Genomic DNA, 15146 nt, shown 5'->3' on the forward strand with positions numbered 1-15146 from the left:
AGCCTTGATGGCCGCGGTGCGGGAGGAGTATTCGGACTGGTGGTCCAGCACCAGACGGACAGCGCGCTCCTTCAGAGCGGGATCGATTCGACGAGGCATGGCTACATCCTTTCAGCTTGAAAAGATGTGGCATCAAACCTGGGGCGCTTCAGTCCGAGTCGGAGCCGCCACCGCAGCGTGATGATGCATTTCTTGATCGGTTCGGGCGTCTTGTGCGGGACACGGTGCGGCTGCTGGAGCGGACCTGCATCCTGCCCGCGCCTTCGGCCCGGTAGCGGGCGGGCCATTCGCATGCGATCACGGGTGAGACCGATGAACATCTTCGCGGCGACGAGGGTCGAGTATCCGTCCTCGACGATCAGGCGGAAGCCTCGTGCGCGGGGTCAGGACAGCGTTAGCGTGGGACACGCAGGCCTCACGGGGGCTCGTGAAGCGGTGAATTCGACAGCTCCACTTCACAGTCCGGAAGCCCTCACCTGCCGGAAGACTCAGCCCTGTGTCGGGAAATAACGTCCCCGGGCATCACAACTAGCCGCGTGATGACGGCACAGTTCTCAGCCCATGTCCTATTCCGACCTCTGGTGCCGTGTCATACCGATCGATTACCGTCGACACCATGACCATCAACACCGAGCTGCTTCAGTTCGTCTCCATCGGGGAGCTGCTCGGCGCCAACGCTCCCGATCTGCGCATACCGGATTTCCAACGTCCGTATTCCTGGTCGCCGCGCATCGCGGCACAGCTGTTCACGGACATCGCGGAGGCGCTCGACAGCAGGCCGGCGTATTCCTACATTATGGGCACTGTCATCCTCTTGAGGCGCCCGCATGAGTCGCATTTCGAGGTGGTCGATGGACAGCAGCGAATCCTGACCCTCCATCTGCTGCGGGTGCTCCTGCGCGGCCAGAGGATCGCCACCCTCCAGTCTGGTGACACGCCGATCTCCCATGTCTATCAGGAGCTCTTGGGACGGGTCTCCGACCTCGACCGTTCTCGCGTCGAGAGGTACCGCGAGTTCCTCGACGCCAAAGCTAGAGTTCTTAAGATCGTAACCGATGACGAGGATGAGGCCTTCCAGTTCTTTGACTCGCAGAACTTCCGCGGCAAGTCACTGCGCCCGCACGACCTGCTCAAGGCCTTCCATTTGCGTGAGATGACGGATACCAGCACTGCCGAGAAGCGCGTCGTGGTCGCGCAATGGGAAAGGGCCGAAGAGAACGATCTGGACCGGCTCTTCGGCACCTACCTGGCCCGCATTCAATGGTGGAGCCGTAACATGCCAGCGCATGCCTTTACCGCTGACGACCTCGAGCTCTTCAAGGGCGTTGGCAGGTCTACACTCCGCCTACCGGGAGCCGAATACCATCGAACTGCCCAGGCGGTGCTTCCCGGCCTCCAAGGGTGGGCGTATCCTGATGCCGACCCGACTACCCGTAGAGATCTCAAACGTGCTCAGCACCAACTCGATGCTCCGGTAGCTGCGGGGAAGTCATTCTTCGACTACGTCGCGTTCATGCTCGAGGAGGCTGATCGGCTGGATGAAGAGCTTTTCTCCGACGCCAACGCAGTTGGTCTCACGAGTGAGGATTGTTCGGCCTTCCGCGACGGGGCGCGCTTCAGGTACTGCCGGGAGCTGTACGTTGCTGCGGTCCTGTACTACACGAACAAGTACTCCGAGTTAGATCTCCCGCAGGTGCAACGCTACCTCTTCCGTTGGGCATACGGCCTCCGTTTGGTGTATGAGCGTCTGAGCTGGAGAACCACGGACAACTACGCGCGGGGGCTCAGTACCAATATGGACGGTAGGAACAAGGTGAACCTATTCTCCGCGATCCGCGACAGTCTCGATCCGAGGAAGATTGGGCTGGAGAATATAAGGGCTCCGCACAAGGCGCGGACTGAACACCCTGAGGATGCGCGGCTACTCGACCTGCTGAAGGAGTCTCGCTGAAATGACACAGACTGCCGCTCAGGATGATGTTCGGGCTATCCCCGTGGGTCAGCTCTTCAGCCCGGAATCTCCCAGCTATTCGATCCCCCTCTATCAGCGCAATTACACCTGGGGTGAGGAGGAGATACACCGCTTGATATACGACGTATTCGACGAGGCCGAGCAGGAGGAAGCCAAGGACTATTTTCTAGGAAACCTCGTGGTCTCCCCGCCGCAACGGGCCGATGAACCATTTGACGTGATCGACGGACAGCAGCGCCTGACCACTTTGTACATCCTGCTGGTGAAGCTCTCGTCCCGGCCAGGTCTCAAGGATCGCATCGGTCCGCTTCAGCCGCTTACCTACGAGGCTCGGGAGAGGGCTACCCGCGCTCTCCGTGGTGTCGCCGATACGATCCGTGAGCCGGCGGAAGATGGGAAGGAGCGAGAGGACAGCGGCATCCTCCGCGCTTCGACGATTATTGACCAGCTACTGGACGGCGGGGCCGACGGGGAACGTTTACAGAGTTCACGGGTGATCAACTATCTTCTTTCCAGAGTCCTTGTCATCCGCATGCCGATCGACCGGGGTGCCGATCTGAATCGTTACTTCGAGATCATGAATACGCGCGGTGTACAGCTTAGTCCCGTAGACATCGTTAAGGCGCGACTCCTCCGTCAACTAACTGACTCTCGCGATCGCGCCCTGTTGAATCTCGTCTGGACAGCCTGCTCCGACATGGAGCACTATGTGGGGATGAGCGTTACTGCCGCAAACACCGCGCAGCGCACCGAAGTCTTTGGCCCCGACTGGGACCAGATGCCGACACCAGATTTCTTTCGTTTGCGGGCACAGCTCATCGACGCCACCTCGGAAGTAGGCTCGTCAGGCACCGGCGCCTCTTCGACCGCCCCCGAATCCACCGCGCTGACGCTCGACAATGCGGTGGATGCCTACTCCCAGACCACGGTCACGGCCGAATCGGAAGAGGCCAACGGCGGGGAGCGATTCACATCGCAGATCACCTTCCCGACTCTGCTGCTGCATGTTCTCGCGGTGAAGACATCAGACAACGCCTCCGCACGGACGGAGGACCGTCAGCTTGACGACAAACTGCTAGTGCAACGTTTCTCGGCACGAGTAGATTCACTGCCGCCGTCGGAGCGGATGGGCTGGGTGCGAAAATTCACCACGGACCTGTTGCGCATCCGACACCTATTCGATCAGTACATTCTCAAACGTGACGCGACGCTTACCACCGGGCACGAATCCACCACTGACGAAGAGCCTGGCAGCTGGTCACTGTCCCGGCTCGCACGCGGACAGTACCGTCACGGCAACAGCTGGCAACACACACCCCGGTACCCTGCGACCTTCGCCGCTGACGAATCCCGTGGAGGTCCGCTCAGCCTTCAACGACGGATCCTGTTGCTGCAGTCGGCGCTGCGCATCACCTACACCTCACCTCGGACGATGCATTGGATGACCGACGCCTTGCGCTACGTCACCGGACTGGCCGATGGCGATGAGCCGATCACGGCCCGGGGCTTCCTCCAGCGTCTAGAGTCTTATGCACTCGGGCGCCTGCGCGAGGCGATGACCCCGGACCCGGAGAAGGAGGAGACTGGCCCGGATGGGATGGCGCTCGGTTTTGCCATCCCACGCATCGTCTTCACGTACCTGGATTACCTATTGGTGGAGGAGGTGGGCCGATGGGACTTCACCTTTAGCTACCGGACCTCTGTGGAGCACTTCTGCCCCCGTGCCGAGGATGTCGAGCATTCCTCCCGCGCTTACCGCGTAGAGGATCGGCACCTTCTCGACTGGTTCGGCAACTTGGCGCTCGTCACTGTGAGCACGAACTCGAAGTTCAGCAACTACCTTCCTGCGCAGAAGGCGAACAACCACGATGCTCGTCGCCAGAGTCTGAAGCTCGACCTCATGGCGCGGCAAGCCGAGACCTGGAGTTGGAGCGACGCAGACGTGCGAGCCCATCACAAACAGATGGTGGACTTGTTGCGCCGGGCGCTTGCAAGAGACCAATCTCGATCAGTTCCTGGCATCTGATAGTCCCCGTTCGGGCGACATTACGTGTGGACGGAGCAACGGCATCGTGTGCCGTCCGGGCATGAGGCGGATCGGTGGGTCAAGAGGTTGTTTGGCTACGGAGCGTGGTGGAGTTCAGGTTCAATGTTTAAGGCTCAGGTCGACGGGGGATGACCGCGGGATGACCTGGTGCACCGGCATTCGAGAGGTGAGATGGTTGGGGAAGGGCTTGATGGCTCTTCGCGTTTGAGGGTGTAGAAGCTGGGACGCGCGTCGGAGTCGGCGTGGCGGTGGATGGATAGAAGTCGAGGCCTTCCGATGATGGAGGTTCCTACACCTAATCCATCCAGAAGACCTCGACGATGCCCCAGCCTACTTTCACGACCCCTGACCTCAATAGCTTCTGCCTGCTCGATGNACCACGATCGAGCAATACTGGAATGCCGCCTGGCCGAAGACGATCCGTGGTGCCGACACTGCGGCGGTGAAGGCATCCCGCGGGGCACGGTGGTCCGCCGCCTGGCGCATCTTCCCCTGGGGTGGCGGCCGACCACCCTGTGGGTGCGGGTCCGCCGATACCGGTGTACCGACTGCGCTCGGGTCTGGCGTCAGGACACCAGTACGGCTGCGGCACCCAGGACGAAGCTGAGCAGGCATGCGGTGCTATGGGCCCTGAAGTCGGTAGTGATTGACAGGATGTCCATCGCCAGGGTGGCTGCCGCCCTGGCGGCTTCCTGGCATACCGTCAACGACGCCGTGTTGGCCGCCGGCCGGGACCTGCTGATTGAGGACCCCCACAGGTTCGACGGGGTCGCGGTGATAGGGGTCGATGAACACTGCTGGCGCCACACCGGCAGGGGGTCCCACTACGTCACTGTGGTCATCGACCTCACCCCCGTGAAGGAACGTCGTGGCCCGGCCCGGCTGCTGGACATGATCCCGGGCCGATCCAAAGCGGTGTTCACCACCTGGCTCAAGGCCCAGAGAGACGAGTTCAGGGAGGGGATCGAGGTGGTGGCCATGGACGGGTTCACCGGGTTCAAGACCGCCACCGCCGAGGAACTGCCCGAGGCTGTGGCGGTGATGGATCCCTTCCATGTGGTGGCCTTGGCCGGGGACGCGTTGGACCAGACAAGGCAACGGGTCCAGCGTGAGACCACCGGACACCGCGGCCGTTCAGGGGACCCCCTCTATGGGGCGCGCAAGACGCTGCGCACCGGGGCTGACCTGCTCACCGAGCCTCAGAGCCGCAGACTCGAGAAAGTCTTCGCCGCTGACGAACATGTGGAGGTCGAGGCCACCTGGAGCGCGTATCAGAAGATCGTCGCCGCCTACCGGTGCGCCTCCAAGCCCACGGGCAAGCAGATGCTGACAGAGGTGATCAACTCGCTGCGCCGCGGGATCCCCACCAGGCTGGTTGAACTGAAGACGCTCGGCCGGACGCTGAACCGCCGGGCGGTCGACATCCTGGCCTACTTCGACCGCCCGGGCACCTCCAACGGGCCCACTGAGGCGATCAACGGCCGTCTCGAACACCTGCGTGGGACCGCCCTGGGGTTCCGGAATCTGGCTAACTACATCACCCGAGCGCTGCTGGACACCGGAGGATTCAGATCCCTGCTACACCTTCATCTGCGATGAGCCGGCTTGATGCAATAGCGTCGAGCCCAAGAAGGAGGGTATGAGTGTCGATCGTTGAAGCAGTGACGTCGATTCGAGACGCCCAGGCGCGCGAGTGGGCGCAGACCTACTACGGGAAGAACGGCCAAGCAGCGTATTCAGGGGCATACTTTGAGGTTCTTGGGGCGCGCGAGTCCGATGCCGACCGTCTGTCCGCAGGAGACTTGTACGCGACTATGTGTTTGTCTGTCGATGTTCCTGTCGCCGCGGGAATTGATCTGCTGGAGAGGGAATCGGCACGGGTGAACGAACTTTTGGGAAGGATTCCTTCAGACCGTGAGCTGAGAACGGTGACGTGCAGTGAGTACGCCGCTCTCCTGGGCAAGGAATCTGCTGCCTGGAAGCTGTGGCACATCCTGCGCGCGACGGACCGTGAAGAGGGTCGTTGGGGAATCGGTCCCACCCGCGCGAGCAAGCTCATGGCACGCAAGCGCCCGCATCTCGTTCCTATTGAGGACTCCGTTGTCAACAAGGTGATCGGTTTCAATGGCAATGATTCCTGGATGATGTGGTGGGAAGCACTATCAAGAAGTGGCGACGAGCTCGAGAGGGTGGCGCAGGTGGTCCGAGAAGCTGTTGGTCGTACGGACCTGTCGACCCTCAGGGCACTCGATGTTGTTCTTTGGATGAAGGGCAAGGGCTTTTAGCTTCTCGACATTGAGGCGATTGAAAGATTGTGCGATTTGCACTGTGTCGGCTCGGTAACCAGCATGTCTCAGTCATAGCTGCCGGTCAGGGGCATAACAGTGCGCCTTCCGAAACGACAACCAACTACTCGCTGATGGCTGACCGCAGACAGAGGTTGCTACGTGCCGGAACTCGGTGGAGTTCCGTGTCAACATCTAGCTTGCATGTGCGGGCAGTGCAGCCCTGGCCGTTCCGTGTGCGTAGGTGTCACGTTGCGTTCTCGGCTCGAAGACTTTTCATGCGCGCAGCCCACGACGCGGGGATCTCGTAGTCCAGTCCGCGCGCAATGACAGCCTTGTCGGGGTCGGCGGGGCAATGTGCTGCGCCCCAGGTCCCGATCGTCGCGAGGACGGGGACGAGATCGATGCCGCTGTCACTGAGGTTGTAGACAGCTTTCTGCTTGTGCGTCGGGTCATCGGCGCGGGTGAGGATGCCGGCGTCGACGAGTCGGTGGAGGCGGTCGGCGAGGACGCTGCTGGTCAGGCCCTCATCCGAGCCGCGCAGAATGTCGCGGAAGTGTCGACGATGTGCGAAGGCGATGTCACGCAGGATCAGCAACGTCCACCGGTCTCCGAACAGCTCGAGGGCGAGGTTGATCGGGCAACCCGATCGTCCGGTCGCAGCCACTGCTCAGGCCTTCGCGGAAGCGTAGTGACGGAACTCCGCCTCGAGCAGATCGACGGTGGCGTCGAGGGCCGAGACCATGGGCCAGTGTCCGCTGACGAGGTGCCTGCGCCGCCATCCGGGAGCCGATCTGGCGGCAGGCGGAGCCTCCTTCCAGGCCTCGTCGAACCCTCCGCTGGGTGTGAGAGCGACATAGGTCGAAGGCTGCCATTCTGCAGGGGTCGATAGGTGGGCCTGGTCGAGGATCGTTCGCCCTGGGTGCGGTGTGAAGCGTGAGGCCAGATGGTCTCGCTCACGGGGGGAGAGGTCGGTCTCGAAGTCGAGCATCTGCCGAGTGGGGGCGTGCCACACGTTGCCCGCTGCCTCGATGTCGGCCCGCTCCTGTGCGCGCTGTACGTCTGACCCGCCCCAGTCGTCGAGGAGGGATCGCTTGTCCTTCGCGATGAATGCGCCGACATGGATGAGACCGACCACGTGGTCTGTGAGGCGGTCCGCCGCTGAGGATGTGACGATGCCTGAGTAGGAGTGTGAGATCAGGACGACAGGCCGCGAGCTGTCGCCGCTGACGTGTTCGACGAGTTGATTGACATGGTCGTCGAGGCGTACTTCTGCGATATCTGCATCGGATTGACCGGATGCGAGCCCCTTGAGCGTGATCGATTCCGCGTCGATGCCCCGGTGTCGCAGCCGCTCGGCGGACTGCTGCCAGATCCAACGTCCCATCCAGGCTCCGGGCACGAGGATGGCCTTCGCTGCTGGCGTGGTCATGGCGCTCTCCTGACTGATCGCACTTTACGATCAGTCTGAGGATAGCGGTGACTGATCGTAAAACACAACCAGTAGGCTGTCTTGGGATACTGGCCAGGTTTGAGGGCCTGAGGCTGGTCGGCGAGCTCGTGGCGCAGGTGCGGGAGGGGCTGGCGCGCCGCTGAGCAGTGCCGTGTGTCGGATCGCCAGATGTGACTGAATGCGGTGCTCGTCCGCTTCGACGTGTGAATCGTCGGAGTGGTTCGCCGCTGCGGTCTCTCATGCCTCGGCTGCACTGGTCTCCGGTGATCTTGAGTCCGTTCACCGAAGGCCGCAAATGCTCCTCAGGCACCGGCGGCGGCTGACAGCGCCCAGAGCGGTGTTCAACGCTAGACGCGAGTAGGTGATGACTACGATGCTCAGCAGCGGGGGCGTCGTGCTCACGAACAGTCTGAAGACATCGAGGGCGAAGAGGGAAACGCTGCTGGCGACGAGGGCCGCGAGGACTGGCGGGACAGGCGACTCGTCGAGGAACGCAATCTCGTCGCTGACGACATCGGCCGCTGTGGTCGGATCCGTCGGGCCTCCACCTTGCCACCTTCGCTGCGATCGCGGGGTGTTTGCGCAGAGGGCGGCGGCACCTGCGAGTCTCACCGTGAACGGCATGCCCGCTGGAAGCTCCAATGCAGTGGCCGGGTTCCGCCCCGAGGTCGATCTACGCAAGCCCTTGCTCCCGTCTGCCGGAACCCGTACCTTCGGCATGAAAGCGTGCCAAGTCAGGGGCGGTGAGGGCCGCACGTGCGGTCCGTACAGCGGGCCGGTGGAACCCGCCAGTCGAGGGGCCGGCAGGGGCGACCTGATCCGGCCTTGCGAAGAGTGCACCCGCCGGAGGATCGGGAGCAGCAGGCGGATCCCCGTGGGAATCCCTCGGACATCGTCGACTCCGCAGGCTTGACTCTGACACTGTGTGAGCCTGTGAGGTGAAGTGGTCATGTTGAGAATCGGAGATTTCGCAAGACTGGCCGGCGTCTCGGTGCGCATGCTGAGGCACTACGACCAGCTGGGTCTGCTGACCCCGGCGCGCACTGACGAGTTCACCGGGTATCGCTACTACGAGGTGGCCCAGCTGGATCGGGCCAATCAGCTCGTGGCGACGAAGGAGCTCGGGTTCACCCTCGACGAGGTGAGTGAGATGCTCCTCGAGGGGCTCAGCGGCGCTCGGCTGATTGAGATGCTCCACGAGCGCGAGGCCGCGCTCATGGCGCAGATCGATGCAGATCAGCTGCGGCTGCAGCGGGTCCGCGCGAGGCTCCGATCGATGGAGGAGGGAACCACCATGTCCACGAGGAACTTCACCGAGAAAAGCCTCCCGGCAGTCCGACTTGTCCAGCTCTCTGCGACCGTGTCATCCATGGAGGAGATCGAGCCTCAGATCGGGCCCATGTTCGGGCGCGTCAATCAGGCGATCGACGACGCCGGCCTGGCCCGAACAGGTCCGGGCATCGCCCATTACACAGTCACGGATGCGGGAGTGCTCGCCGCCGCTGGTGAGCAGATCGGCGACGCCTCCCCGCCAACTGGGCTGGACGTCGTGACATTGGGTTCGGTGCCACGGGCATTGACCATGACGTTCGAGGCAGACGGCATCGAGGGGATCCAGGCAGCATGGCAGGCGCTCGTCGTCGAAGTGGACGCGCGCGGTCTGACGCCGACGGGAGTCTGCCGCGAGGTGTATCGGGAGACTCCGTTGGACCCGGAGGGCACGAAGTGGGTCGTCGACCTGCAGCAGCCTATCGAATGAGGTGGAGGAAACGCGGGGGCCGGTAGAGTTCCGTTTCATGTCTGAGCAGCTGCCGCTGTGCCCCGGGTGCGGGTCTGAGTACACCTATGAGCAGGGCCCCCCTGTTGGTCTGCCCGATGGATGGCCACGAGTGGTCATCCATCGGGCAGACGCCGATGACGCAGTAGACGCCCCCGGGCCCGTGGTGATCCGCGATGCGGCGGGCAACCGTCTCGCCGACGGCGTCGGCGACCACGACATCGACGCCGCGGTGCCCGGATTCGGCCGCATTCAGCTCAAATCGAGTGTGGTGAAGAAGGCGTCCTGAGCGAGGCGTCGACGTCACTCCCACGGGCTGATGCGCAACGGGCTGCCTCCGTCGATGGAGAGACGCGCCTCGGGGCGCTGCGGCGGAGCCTCAATGATCTCGGAGAGGAGGGGCGACAGTCTGCCCACGACAAGGTCCTCCCTCCGACCGGCCCGCTCCTCTCAGCGTACGCCGCCCTGCATAGCATGCTGGTCCTATGCCCAGCGCCGTGACTCTGATCCGTTCCGAGAAGCTCTCCGGCGTCGCCGAGTACGCCTACGCGGCCACCGCGCCGACTGAGGCCAGGCTGATCTTTCTCGCCGGCTCCTGCCCGCTTGATGCCGACGGTGCCACAATCGACGACGTCATCAGCACCCACGTGCTGGTGGCCTCGTCATCCCAGGCCGACCTCGTGGAGGCACGGGAGGCTGTGCGCGGCGCCTTCGGCGACCATGACGTCCCGAGCGCGCTGATGGGAGTCACCGTGCTCGGCTATGACAGCCAGCTGGTGGAGATCGAAGCCGTCGCGGCCGTGGTGGACTGACGGTCGGCGAAGCGTCAGGGACGCGGCAACGCGCGCTCCAGCGGAATGCGCCCATCCTGCCAAGGCGTCAGGATCCAGACGACCACATAGGCTCCGACGCCCAGGACGGGAAGCAGGAATGAGACGAGGAGCAGGGCACGGACCAGCCAGACGTTGACGGTCAGCTTCTCGGCGATGGCACCACCGATGCCGGCGAACATACGGTCTGGGCCTCGCCGGACGCCGAGGCGGCGGATGGAGTCGAAGACGCGTTCCATGGTCATGATGGTACGCCTGGTCAGCCCGCCGGTCACCGGGTCGGTTGCTTCAGTAGCGCACGGTCGCGGGGGCCGGCCGTGCGGGAGCTTCATAGGGCTCGGGCCAGAACTCGGTCACCTCGGTGATCATTCCCGCCTCATCGAAAGTCAGAAACGCCTGCGCGTCACCTCGCCCGTCGCCCACCGTCCACGTGAACCAGAGGACGGCGCGCCCGGCATCACCGAGGATCCACTTCTCCTGAAGGTGCCCCTCGCCAGGGTAGGAACGGTTGAAGCTCAGGAAGGCGTGCCTTCCGTGCCAGCGCTCGCGGCTGTGAGGAGTCGTGTAGACGACGTCGGCATGCAGCATCTCGGACCAGGTGTCCCAGTCGCGGGCCTCAAGCCGGTGGAGATAGGCGCGGGCAAGAGTTGAGGTGTCCACCATGGGCAGAGTCTATGTCCTGGACGTATGCGCGGGTCGACAGCGTCAGACTGGGCCGACGTCGTGTGGACCGGGATCTCAGTGTTTGAAATGGACGAACAGCCGCCCGAAGTTCTTGCTGTCCTTCTCCACCCGGTGGTACCTGGCCTTGACGTCCTTGCGGTCCAGGAACCGCAGCACCCGTTTCTTCAGCTGCCCGCTGCCCTTGCCCGGGATGATCTCCACGGTCTTGACCTTGGTGCGTTCGGCCTCATCGATGATCTCGGCCAGGGCACGGTCGATGTCGCGGCTCTTGTTGTAGATGTCGTGCAGATCGAGCGTGAGTCTCTTAGCCATCGTGGGGCCCTGTCGTGGGTGGAAAACGTGAGCGTCTTTTCAGGCTACAAGGTCTTCCGACGGAGAAATCCTCCGGCAGCAGGGCCGCCGCGGGACGCGGTTCCTGGTTCAATGAAAGGGTGCCGGCGAAACGGAGGATCCGCTCATGGTCGCACCCAAGGATTCTGAGACCGTCGACGGCTTCGAGATCAAGTATCACGCGGACGGCAGGACGCGCTGGTCGAAGGGCAAGGTCGTGGATGGGACGCCGGTCGGATACTGGGAGGGGTATCGGAAGGATGGGACCCTGACGCGTCCCGGGCACTTCGACGCCGGCGAGCCTGTGGGCGGGTGGATCACCTACGACAAGCAGGGCCAGCACTACAAGGTGACAGACCGCGGCGCGGGTTCCGGCTGATCCCGTGGAGAACGGATCTTCGGAGTTTTCCACAGTTGCCACCCGGGGGTGGCGGCCCGTTCGGCGTCGGCGGAGGATCGAGGCATGAGTTTCCACGAACTTCCTGAGAACTGGACCGAGATGCCCCTGACCTCCCAGCAGCTGGCAGCTGACGTGGTGGACCTGCTGATCAGCGAGAAGGACCGCGCTCAAGAGACGATGCTTCTGCTGCCCTGCGATGCACGCGGGGTCGCCTACCCAGTCCCGGTGCTGATCGGCGAGACCGACTGGCGCGTCGATCCGACCGAGCGTCGAGAAATGCTGGAGGCTCTGGCCTCCCTGCAGCTGGAGTCGGCGCTGATGGCAGCCTCCTCCCACCGTCGGCTGCCCGACGACGTCATCGCCGCCTGGGCCACAGACCTCCAGGAGGTCTTTGCCGACGCGGGCACCCAGCTGCTGAGTTTCTTCTCTGTCTGGCCGTCCACGGTGGAGCCGGTGGCCATGAGGCTCACAGCGTAAGCCAACTGGCAGGGATCAGTCGGCCGTCCACGCACCTCCGGGCTGCCGCATGGCTTCACCCTCGCTGATCCCGCACCTCCACGGTGACGGTGACGTGGTCGCCGACGTCGATCTGCTCGGCGCGCTGGACTGCCACTTTCACCGGCAGCAGGAAGCAGCCGTCCTTCGGCCAGACGGCCGTGTCGAAGTCAGTGGCGCCGATGGTGGCGCTCACCGGCACCTGCCCCCAGTATATGAGACCCCGAGCAGCCTCCTTCAGCTGGGCGGCGACCTCTTCCGGCATGGGAGCAAAGACGAATGGTGCAGGTCCGCGCCATTCGATGAGCTCTGCGTCGAAGGTCCAGCCCGTCATCGACTCTCCATGCGCCCATGCTAGCGGCAGGCCGGGGCAGGGACGTTCGTCAGGCCGGAGCCCTCCGGCCGGTCGAACCCGCGGCGTGCCCCGTAGGAATCACGGCGGGCCGCGTAGGCCAGGGTGGCCTGCTCGGGGCGTCGCCGCGTCAACCGAGCCCGCCACTGACCGCCTCCAGCGCGCGATCACTGCAGAGAGTCAGACGGACCTCGTCGTTGCTGACAAATTGGTTCACCGTCTGCTCCGTCCTCAGCTCGACGTCACCGCTGCGCGCATCACGGCAGGGGTGCAGGCTGGTCAGGCCGGTGAGTCCGTGAATCCGCAGCTGGCGGCGGAGTTCCTCTTCGGCCCGGTCGTCCACCGCTGGCTGCTGCGAACCGGCCCGCTGGACGACGAGTTCGCCGATGGTGTGCTGGCCATGGTTCTGGCAGGCTTGCGGCCCCGCTGACCCTGGAGTGAGGCTTCCATCCCGCCAGGCCGAGCAGTCATTGTGCGAGGTGGCCCTGCGGGCTACTGTGTGGGCCGTACTCGATCTCACCGTCAGGAAGGCCGTCGTGGGAAAGCTCATCGCGTGGAACATCATGTCGATCGACGGTCTCTTTGAAGGGGACGAGCCGTGGGACCTCCGCCTCCATGAACACATCTGGGGCGAGGACCTGCGCGACCTCAGCCTCCAAGTCGGCGAGGGGGCCGGGCTCCTCGTCTTCGGGCGCACCACGTATCAGGGAATGGCGGCCCATTGGCCGAGCGACACCAGTGAGCCGGAGATCGCCCGGTACATGAACAGCATCCCCAAGCTCGTGGTCTCCCGGACGCTTACCGATCCCGAGTGGAACAACACGGACGTCACTGCCGATCCTGTCGCTGAACTCGCGCGCCGGAAACAGGGGGCTGATCAGCCCATCTACGTCTTCGGCAGCGCGAAGTTGGTGGATTCCCTGCTCGACGCTGGCCTCGTCGATGAGCTGCTGATCGGCATCGCGCCGGTGATCCTCGGCTCCGGCACGCCGTTGCTCAAGGAGCGCGCCGCTGCGCGTCCGCTGCATCTCCTCGAGTCGCGCGCAGTGGACACCGGCGGTGTCCTGCTCCGCTACCGCGTCACAGACGGATGACGGCTGCCGCTCTCCGGCGGCTGCATCGTCGAGTGCTGCCGTCTCCTGGCCGGCCATCCGGGCATCGGCCGGCGCCTGCCCTAGGGATAGGAGGAGGTCCATGACCTCCCCGCTGAACCCCTTCACGGTCTGCCTGCCGATCGATGACAGACGGCGTGCCATGGATTTCTGCCGGGATGCGTTCGGCTTCGAGCCGGCCGGTCCGCTCGCCGTCGTCGGGCTCATCAGGCGAGCGGTCATGCCCTCCTGCCACCCTGTGATTGGTGCTCTGGCGGTGACGGCGGACTCGGCGGTCGGCTGCACTTCCAGGTGACGGATCGCCTGGATCATGACGGACAGGACTGAGGAGACCAAGACATGTCCGGATGGGGTGCCGCGCCTCGACCTGCGCGGAAGACTACGGTGTCGCCTGCCCGAGGCGGCTGACGAAAGGACATGATCATGACGGACAGGACTGCGAAGAACCACGAGAAGGTCGTCAGCAAGATTGCGGCGATGGACGAGCCCCAGCGGTCTGTCATGCGCCGCCTGCATGACCTGATCCTCGACGCTGCGCCGGATCTGAAGCCACGCATCTGGTATGGCATGCCCGGTTATGCGAAGTCGGCGAGCTCTCCGGTCTTGGTGTTCATCCGCAATGACGAGCTGATCTCGCTCGGGGTGAGTGAGAAGGCCGGGCCCGTACCGGCAGGCGAAGGAGAAGGTCGGCTTCTCCCGTCGGCCTGGTTCGTCGACGAGCTGGACGACGTGACGGAGCGTCGCGTCGCAGAGATCGTCCGCGCTGCCGTCTCCTGACGCCAGCTGGGCTCATGCTCGCAGCAGGCGGCGCACCCGCTCCTGGTGGCGGGTCCATCGGCTGCCGGTCGGCAGGGCCGCCGGGGTCGCGTGGGCCAGCTGGACATGGCCGAGGTAAGTGGCCACGGCCGTCACGGCGGCGCTGTAGGCAGCCTCGCCGTCGTGGCCGGCTGTCTCATAGAGGGAGGCGACATAGTCGATCCGCCGTTGGGTGACGCGCGCGACGACGGGGCCCGCCGCCGGCTCCTGGGCGGCGGCGAGCAGGGCCACCTCGACTGGGTCGGCCCGGTGATCCAGGACGACGGCGAGCAGCTCGTCCAGGCGCTCGGCCGGGCGATCGATACTGTCCATCGCCGTGATGACGCTCTCGGTGTGGTGCTGCTCCCAGTGAGCCAGGGCCGCGTCGACGAGCGCCTGGCGGCTGCTGAAGTGCCAGTAGAAGCTGCCCTTCGTCGCGCCGAGCTCCGTGGCCAGCGGTTCGACGGCGACGGCCGACAGACCGCCGCGTCCGATGGCCGTCAGCGCAGCCTCGATCCAGTCCTGTGCGCGAAGCCTGCGGCGCTCGCTCTTCTCCTCCGCCATGTCCATACGCTACCGTATGCTCATCACCATACGGGGTCGTATGGTGCGGG

At 64.1% G+C, this 15146-nt stretch carries 19 protein-coding genes and 2 pseudogenes; 13 read left to right on the forward strand and 8 right to left on the reverse strand.

All coding sequences use genetic code 11. The annotated features are described in order from the left end of the window. Positions 1 to 152 precede the first annotated feature (152 nt). Positions 153 to 408: pseudogene (locus ACYVKI_RS12500) on the reverse strand (leucine zipper domain-containing protein); the annotation flags it as partial. Positions 409 to 616: 208 nt separating this feature from the next. Between ACYVKI_RS12500 and ACYVKI_RS12505 the strand changes: the two are divergent. The 4 genes and pseudogenes from ACYVKI_RS12505 (at position 617) to ACYVKI_RS12520 (ending at position 6304) form a co-directional block, all read left to right on the forward strand. Next, entirely contained in the window at positions 617 to 1951 is a 1335-nt protein-coding gene (locus ACYVKI_RS12505; protein WP_460690696.1) for a DUF262 domain-containing protein, read from the forward strand. 1 nt (position 1952) lies between these two features. Beyond that, positions 1953 to 3998 carry a GmrSD restriction endonuclease domain-containing protein gene (locus ACYVKI_RS12510; protein WP_460690697.1) on the forward strand — a complete coding sequence of 682 codons (2046 nt, stop codon included), beginning with the start codon at positions 1953 to 1955 and terminating at the stop codon, positions 3996 to 3998. A gap of 341 nt (positions 3999 to 4339) precedes the next feature. Next, a pseudogene (locus ACYVKI_RS12515) lies at positions 4340 to 5618 on the forward strand (ISL3 family transposase). Positions 5619 to 5662: 44 nt separating this feature from the next. Then, positions 5663 to 6304, forward strand: coding sequence for a DUF6308 family protein (locus tag ACYVKI_RS12520; protein ID WP_460690698.1), 642 nt, complete (start codon positions 5663 to 5665; stop codon positions 6302 to 6304). A gap of 247 nt (positions 6305 to 6551) precedes the next feature. Here ACYVKI_RS12520 and ACYVKI_RS12525 read toward each other — a convergent pair whose 3' ends face one another. Continuing rightward, positions 6552 to 6971: a winged helix-turn-helix transcriptional regulator gene (locus ACYVKI_RS12525; protein WP_460690699.1), complete on the reverse strand. Its 420-nt coding sequence runs from the start codon at positions 6969 to 6971 to the stop codon at positions 6552 to 6554. A 3-nt stretch (positions 6972 to 6974) separates the two neighbouring features. Continuing rightward, positions 6975 to 7736: an alpha/beta fold hydrolase gene (locus ACYVKI_RS12530; protein WP_460690700.1), complete on the reverse strand. Its 762-nt coding sequence runs from the start codon at positions 7734 to 7736 to the stop codon at positions 6975 to 6977. Positions 7737 to 8706: 970 nt separating this feature from the next. On the opposite strand from ACYVKI_RS12530, the gene ACYVKI_RS12535 reads away from it, so the two are divergent. The 3 genes from ACYVKI_RS12535 (at position 8707) to ACYVKI_RS12545 (ending at position 10346) form a co-directional block, all read left to right on the forward strand. After that, complete coding sequence (locus ACYVKI_RS12535) at positions 8707 to 9516, forward strand: MerR family transcriptional regulator (RefSeq protein WP_460690701.1); 810 nt, start codon at positions 8707 to 8709, stop codon at positions 9514 to 9516. A gap of 37 nt (positions 9517 to 9553) precedes the next feature. Further along, a complete protein-coding gene (locus tag ACYVKI_RS12540; RefSeq protein ID WP_460690702.1) occupies positions 9554 to 9823 on the forward strand; it encodes a PhnA domain-containing protein in 270 nt (89 codons plus the stop codon). Positions 9824 to 10019: 196 nt separating this feature from the next. Next, on the forward strand, positions 10020 to 10346 hold the full coding sequence (locus tag ACYVKI_RS12545; protein WP_460690703.1) for a RidA family protein: 327 nt from the start codon (positions 10020 to 10022) through the stop codon (positions 10344 to 10346). A gap of 14 nt (positions 10347 to 10360) precedes the next feature. Here ACYVKI_RS12545 and ACYVKI_RS12550 read toward each other — a convergent pair whose 3' ends face one another. The 3 genes from ACYVKI_RS12550 to ACYVKI_RS12560 all read right to left on the reverse strand — a co-directional run bounded on the left by ACYVKI_RS12550 (position 10361) and on the right by ACYVKI_RS12560 (position 11360). Beyond that, positions 10361 to 10603: a PspC domain-containing protein gene (locus tag ACYVKI_RS12550; protein WP_460690704.1), complete on the reverse strand. Its 243-nt coding sequence runs from the start codon at positions 10601 to 10603 to the stop codon at positions 10361 to 10363. A 49-nt stretch (positions 10604 to 10652) separates the two neighbouring features. Continuing rightward, positions 10653 to 11027 (reverse strand): nuclear transport factor 2 family protein, encoded by a 375-nt coding sequence (locus tag ACYVKI_RS12555; protein WP_460690705.1) that lies wholly within the window; start codon positions 11025 to 11027, stop codon positions 10653 to 10655. Positions 11028 to 11102: 75 nt separating this feature from the next. Beyond that, positions 11103 to 11360: a Smr/MutS family protein gene (locus ACYVKI_RS12560; protein ID WP_460690706.1), complete on the reverse strand. Its 258-nt coding sequence runs from the start codon at positions 11358 to 11360 to the stop codon at positions 11103 to 11105. A gap of 145 nt (positions 11361 to 11505) precedes the next feature. On the opposite strand from ACYVKI_RS12560, the gene ACYVKI_RS12565 reads away from it, so the two are divergent. Together ACYVKI_RS12565 and ACYVKI_RS12570 are read left to right on the forward strand one after the other, a co-directional pair. Continuing rightward, positions 11506 to 11757 carry a toxin-antitoxin system YwqK family antitoxin gene (locus ACYVKI_RS12565; RefSeq protein WP_460690707.1) on the forward strand — a complete coding sequence of 84 codons (252 nt, stop codon included), beginning with the start codon at positions 11506 to 11508 and terminating at the stop codon, positions 11755 to 11757. 84 nt (positions 11758 to 11841) lie between these two features. Beyond that, on the forward strand, positions 11842 to 12255 hold the full coding sequence (locus ACYVKI_RS12570; RefSeq protein ID WP_460690708.1) for a hypothetical protein: 414 nt from the start codon (positions 11842 to 11844) through the stop codon (positions 12253 to 12255). Between the two features lie 55 nt (positions 12256 to 12310). Here the strand turns inward: ACYVKI_RS12570 and ACYVKI_RS12575 are convergent, their stop codons facing one another. Further along, complete coding sequence (locus ACYVKI_RS12575) at positions 12311 to 12607, reverse strand: DUF1905 domain-containing protein (RefSeq protein ID WP_460690709.1); 297 nt, start codon at positions 12605 to 12607, stop codon at positions 12311 to 12313. On the opposite strand from ACYVKI_RS12575, the gene ACYVKI_RS12580 reads away from it, so the two are divergent. The 4 genes from ACYVKI_RS12580 to ACYVKI_RS12595 all read left to right on the forward strand — a co-directional run bounded on the left by ACYVKI_RS12580 (position 12576) and on the right by ACYVKI_RS12595 (position 14514). Then, entirely contained in the window at positions 12576 to 13055 is a 480-nt protein-coding gene (locus ACYVKI_RS12580; RefSeq protein ID WP_460690710.1) for a TetR-like C-terminal domain-containing protein, read from the forward strand. The genes ACYVKI_RS12575 and ACYVKI_RS12580 overlap by 32 nt on opposite strands. 106 nt (positions 13056 to 13161) lie before the next feature. Then, positions 13162 to 13719, forward strand: a complete 558-nt coding sequence (locus tag ACYVKI_RS12585) for a dihydrofolate reductase family protein (RefSeq protein ID WP_460690711.1) — start codon at positions 13162 to 13164, stop codon at positions 13717 to 13719. 100 nt (positions 13720 to 13819) lie between these two features. Next, positions 13820 to 14032: a hypothetical protein gene (locus ACYVKI_RS12590; RefSeq protein WP_460690712.1), complete on the forward strand. Its 213-nt coding sequence runs from the start codon at positions 13820 to 13822 to the stop codon at positions 14030 to 14032. A 128-nt stretch (positions 14033 to 14160) separates the two neighbouring features. Continuing rightward, positions 14161 to 14514 (forward strand): DUF1801 domain-containing protein, encoded by a 354-nt coding sequence (locus tag ACYVKI_RS12595; protein ID WP_460690713.1) that lies wholly within the window; start codon positions 14161 to 14163, stop codon positions 14512 to 14514. Between the two features lie 12 nt (positions 14515 to 14526). On the opposite strand, the gene ACYVKI_RS12600 is transcribed toward ACYVKI_RS12595, so the two are convergent. Further along, positions 14527 to 15096, reverse strand: coding sequence for a TetR/AcrR family transcriptional regulator (locus ACYVKI_RS12600; protein WP_460690714.1), 570 nt, complete (start codon positions 15094 to 15096; stop codon positions 14527 to 14529). Positions 15097 to 15146: the final 50 nt, after the last annotated feature.

Source organism: Nesterenkonia suensis (genome assembly GCF_054782935.1).

Excerpts from the sequence above, each read along its gene's own strand:
- ACYVKI_RS12565 (WP_460690707.1), top strand. The coding sequence starts at position 11,506 with ATGGTCGCACCCAAGGATTCTGAGACCGTCGACGGCTTCGAGATCAAG.
- ACYVKI_RS12580 (WP_460690710.1), top strand. The coding sequence starts at position 12,576 with ATGAGCTCTGCGTCGAAGGTCCAGCCCGTCATCGACTCTCCATGCGCC.
- ACYVKI_RS12535 (WP_460690701.1), top strand. The coding sequence starts at position 8,707 with ATGTTGAGAATCGGAGATTTCGCAAGACTGGCCGGCGTCTCGGTGCGC.
- ACYVKI_RS12570 (WP_460690708.1), top strand. The coding sequence starts at position 11,842 with ATGAGTTTCCACGAACTTCCTGAGAACTGGACCGAGATGCCCCTGACC.
- ACYVKI_RS12505 (WP_460690696.1), top strand. The coding sequence starts at position 617 with ATGACCATCAACACCGAGCTGCTTCAGTTCGTCTCCATCGGGGAGCTG.
- ACYVKI_RS12550 (WP_460690704.1), bottom strand. The coding sequence starts at position 10,603 with ATGGAACGCGTCTTCGACTCCATCCGCCGCCTCGGCGTCCGGCGAGGC.
- ACYVKI_RS12590 (WP_460690712.1), top strand. The coding sequence starts at position 13,820 with ATGACCTCCCCGCTGAACCCCTTCACGGTCTGCCTGCCGATCGATGAC.
- ACYVKI_RS12560 (WP_460690706.1), bottom strand. The coding sequence starts at position 11,360 with ATGGCTAAGAGACTCACGCTCGATCTGCACGACATCTACAACAAGAGC.
- ACYVKI_RS12600 (WP_460690714.1), bottom strand. The coding sequence starts at position 15,096 with ATGGCGGAGGAGAAGAGCGAGCGCCGCAGGCTTCGCGCACAGGACTGG.
- ACYVKI_RS12575 (WP_460690709.1), bottom strand. The coding sequence starts at position 12,607 with ATGACGGGCTGGACCTTCGACGCAGAGCTCATCGAATGGCGCGGACCT.
- ACYVKI_RS12530 (WP_460690700.1), bottom strand. The coding sequence starts at position 7,736 with ATGACCACGCCAGCAGCGAAGGCCATCCTCGTGCCCGGAGCCTGGATG.
- ACYVKI_RS12510 (WP_460690697.1), top strand. The coding sequence starts at position 1,953 with ATGACACAGACTGCCGCTCAGGATGATGTTCGGGCTATCCCCGTGGGT.
- ACYVKI_RS12545 (WP_460690703.1), top strand. The coding sequence starts at position 10,020 with ATGCCCAGCGCCGTGACTCTGATCCGTTCCGAGAAGCTCTCCGGCGTC.
- ACYVKI_RS12595 (WP_460690713.1), top strand. The coding sequence starts at position 14,161 with ATGACGGACAGGACTGCGAAGAACCACGAGAAGGTCGTCAGCAAGATT.
- ACYVKI_RS12555 (WP_460690705.1), bottom strand. The coding sequence starts at position 11,027 with ATGGTGGACACCTCAACTCTTGCCCGCGCCTATCTCCACCGGCTTGAG.
- ACYVKI_RS12540 (WP_460690702.1), top strand. The coding sequence starts at position 9,554 with ATGTCTGAGCAGCTGCCGCTGTGCCCCGGGTGCGGGTCTGAGTACACC.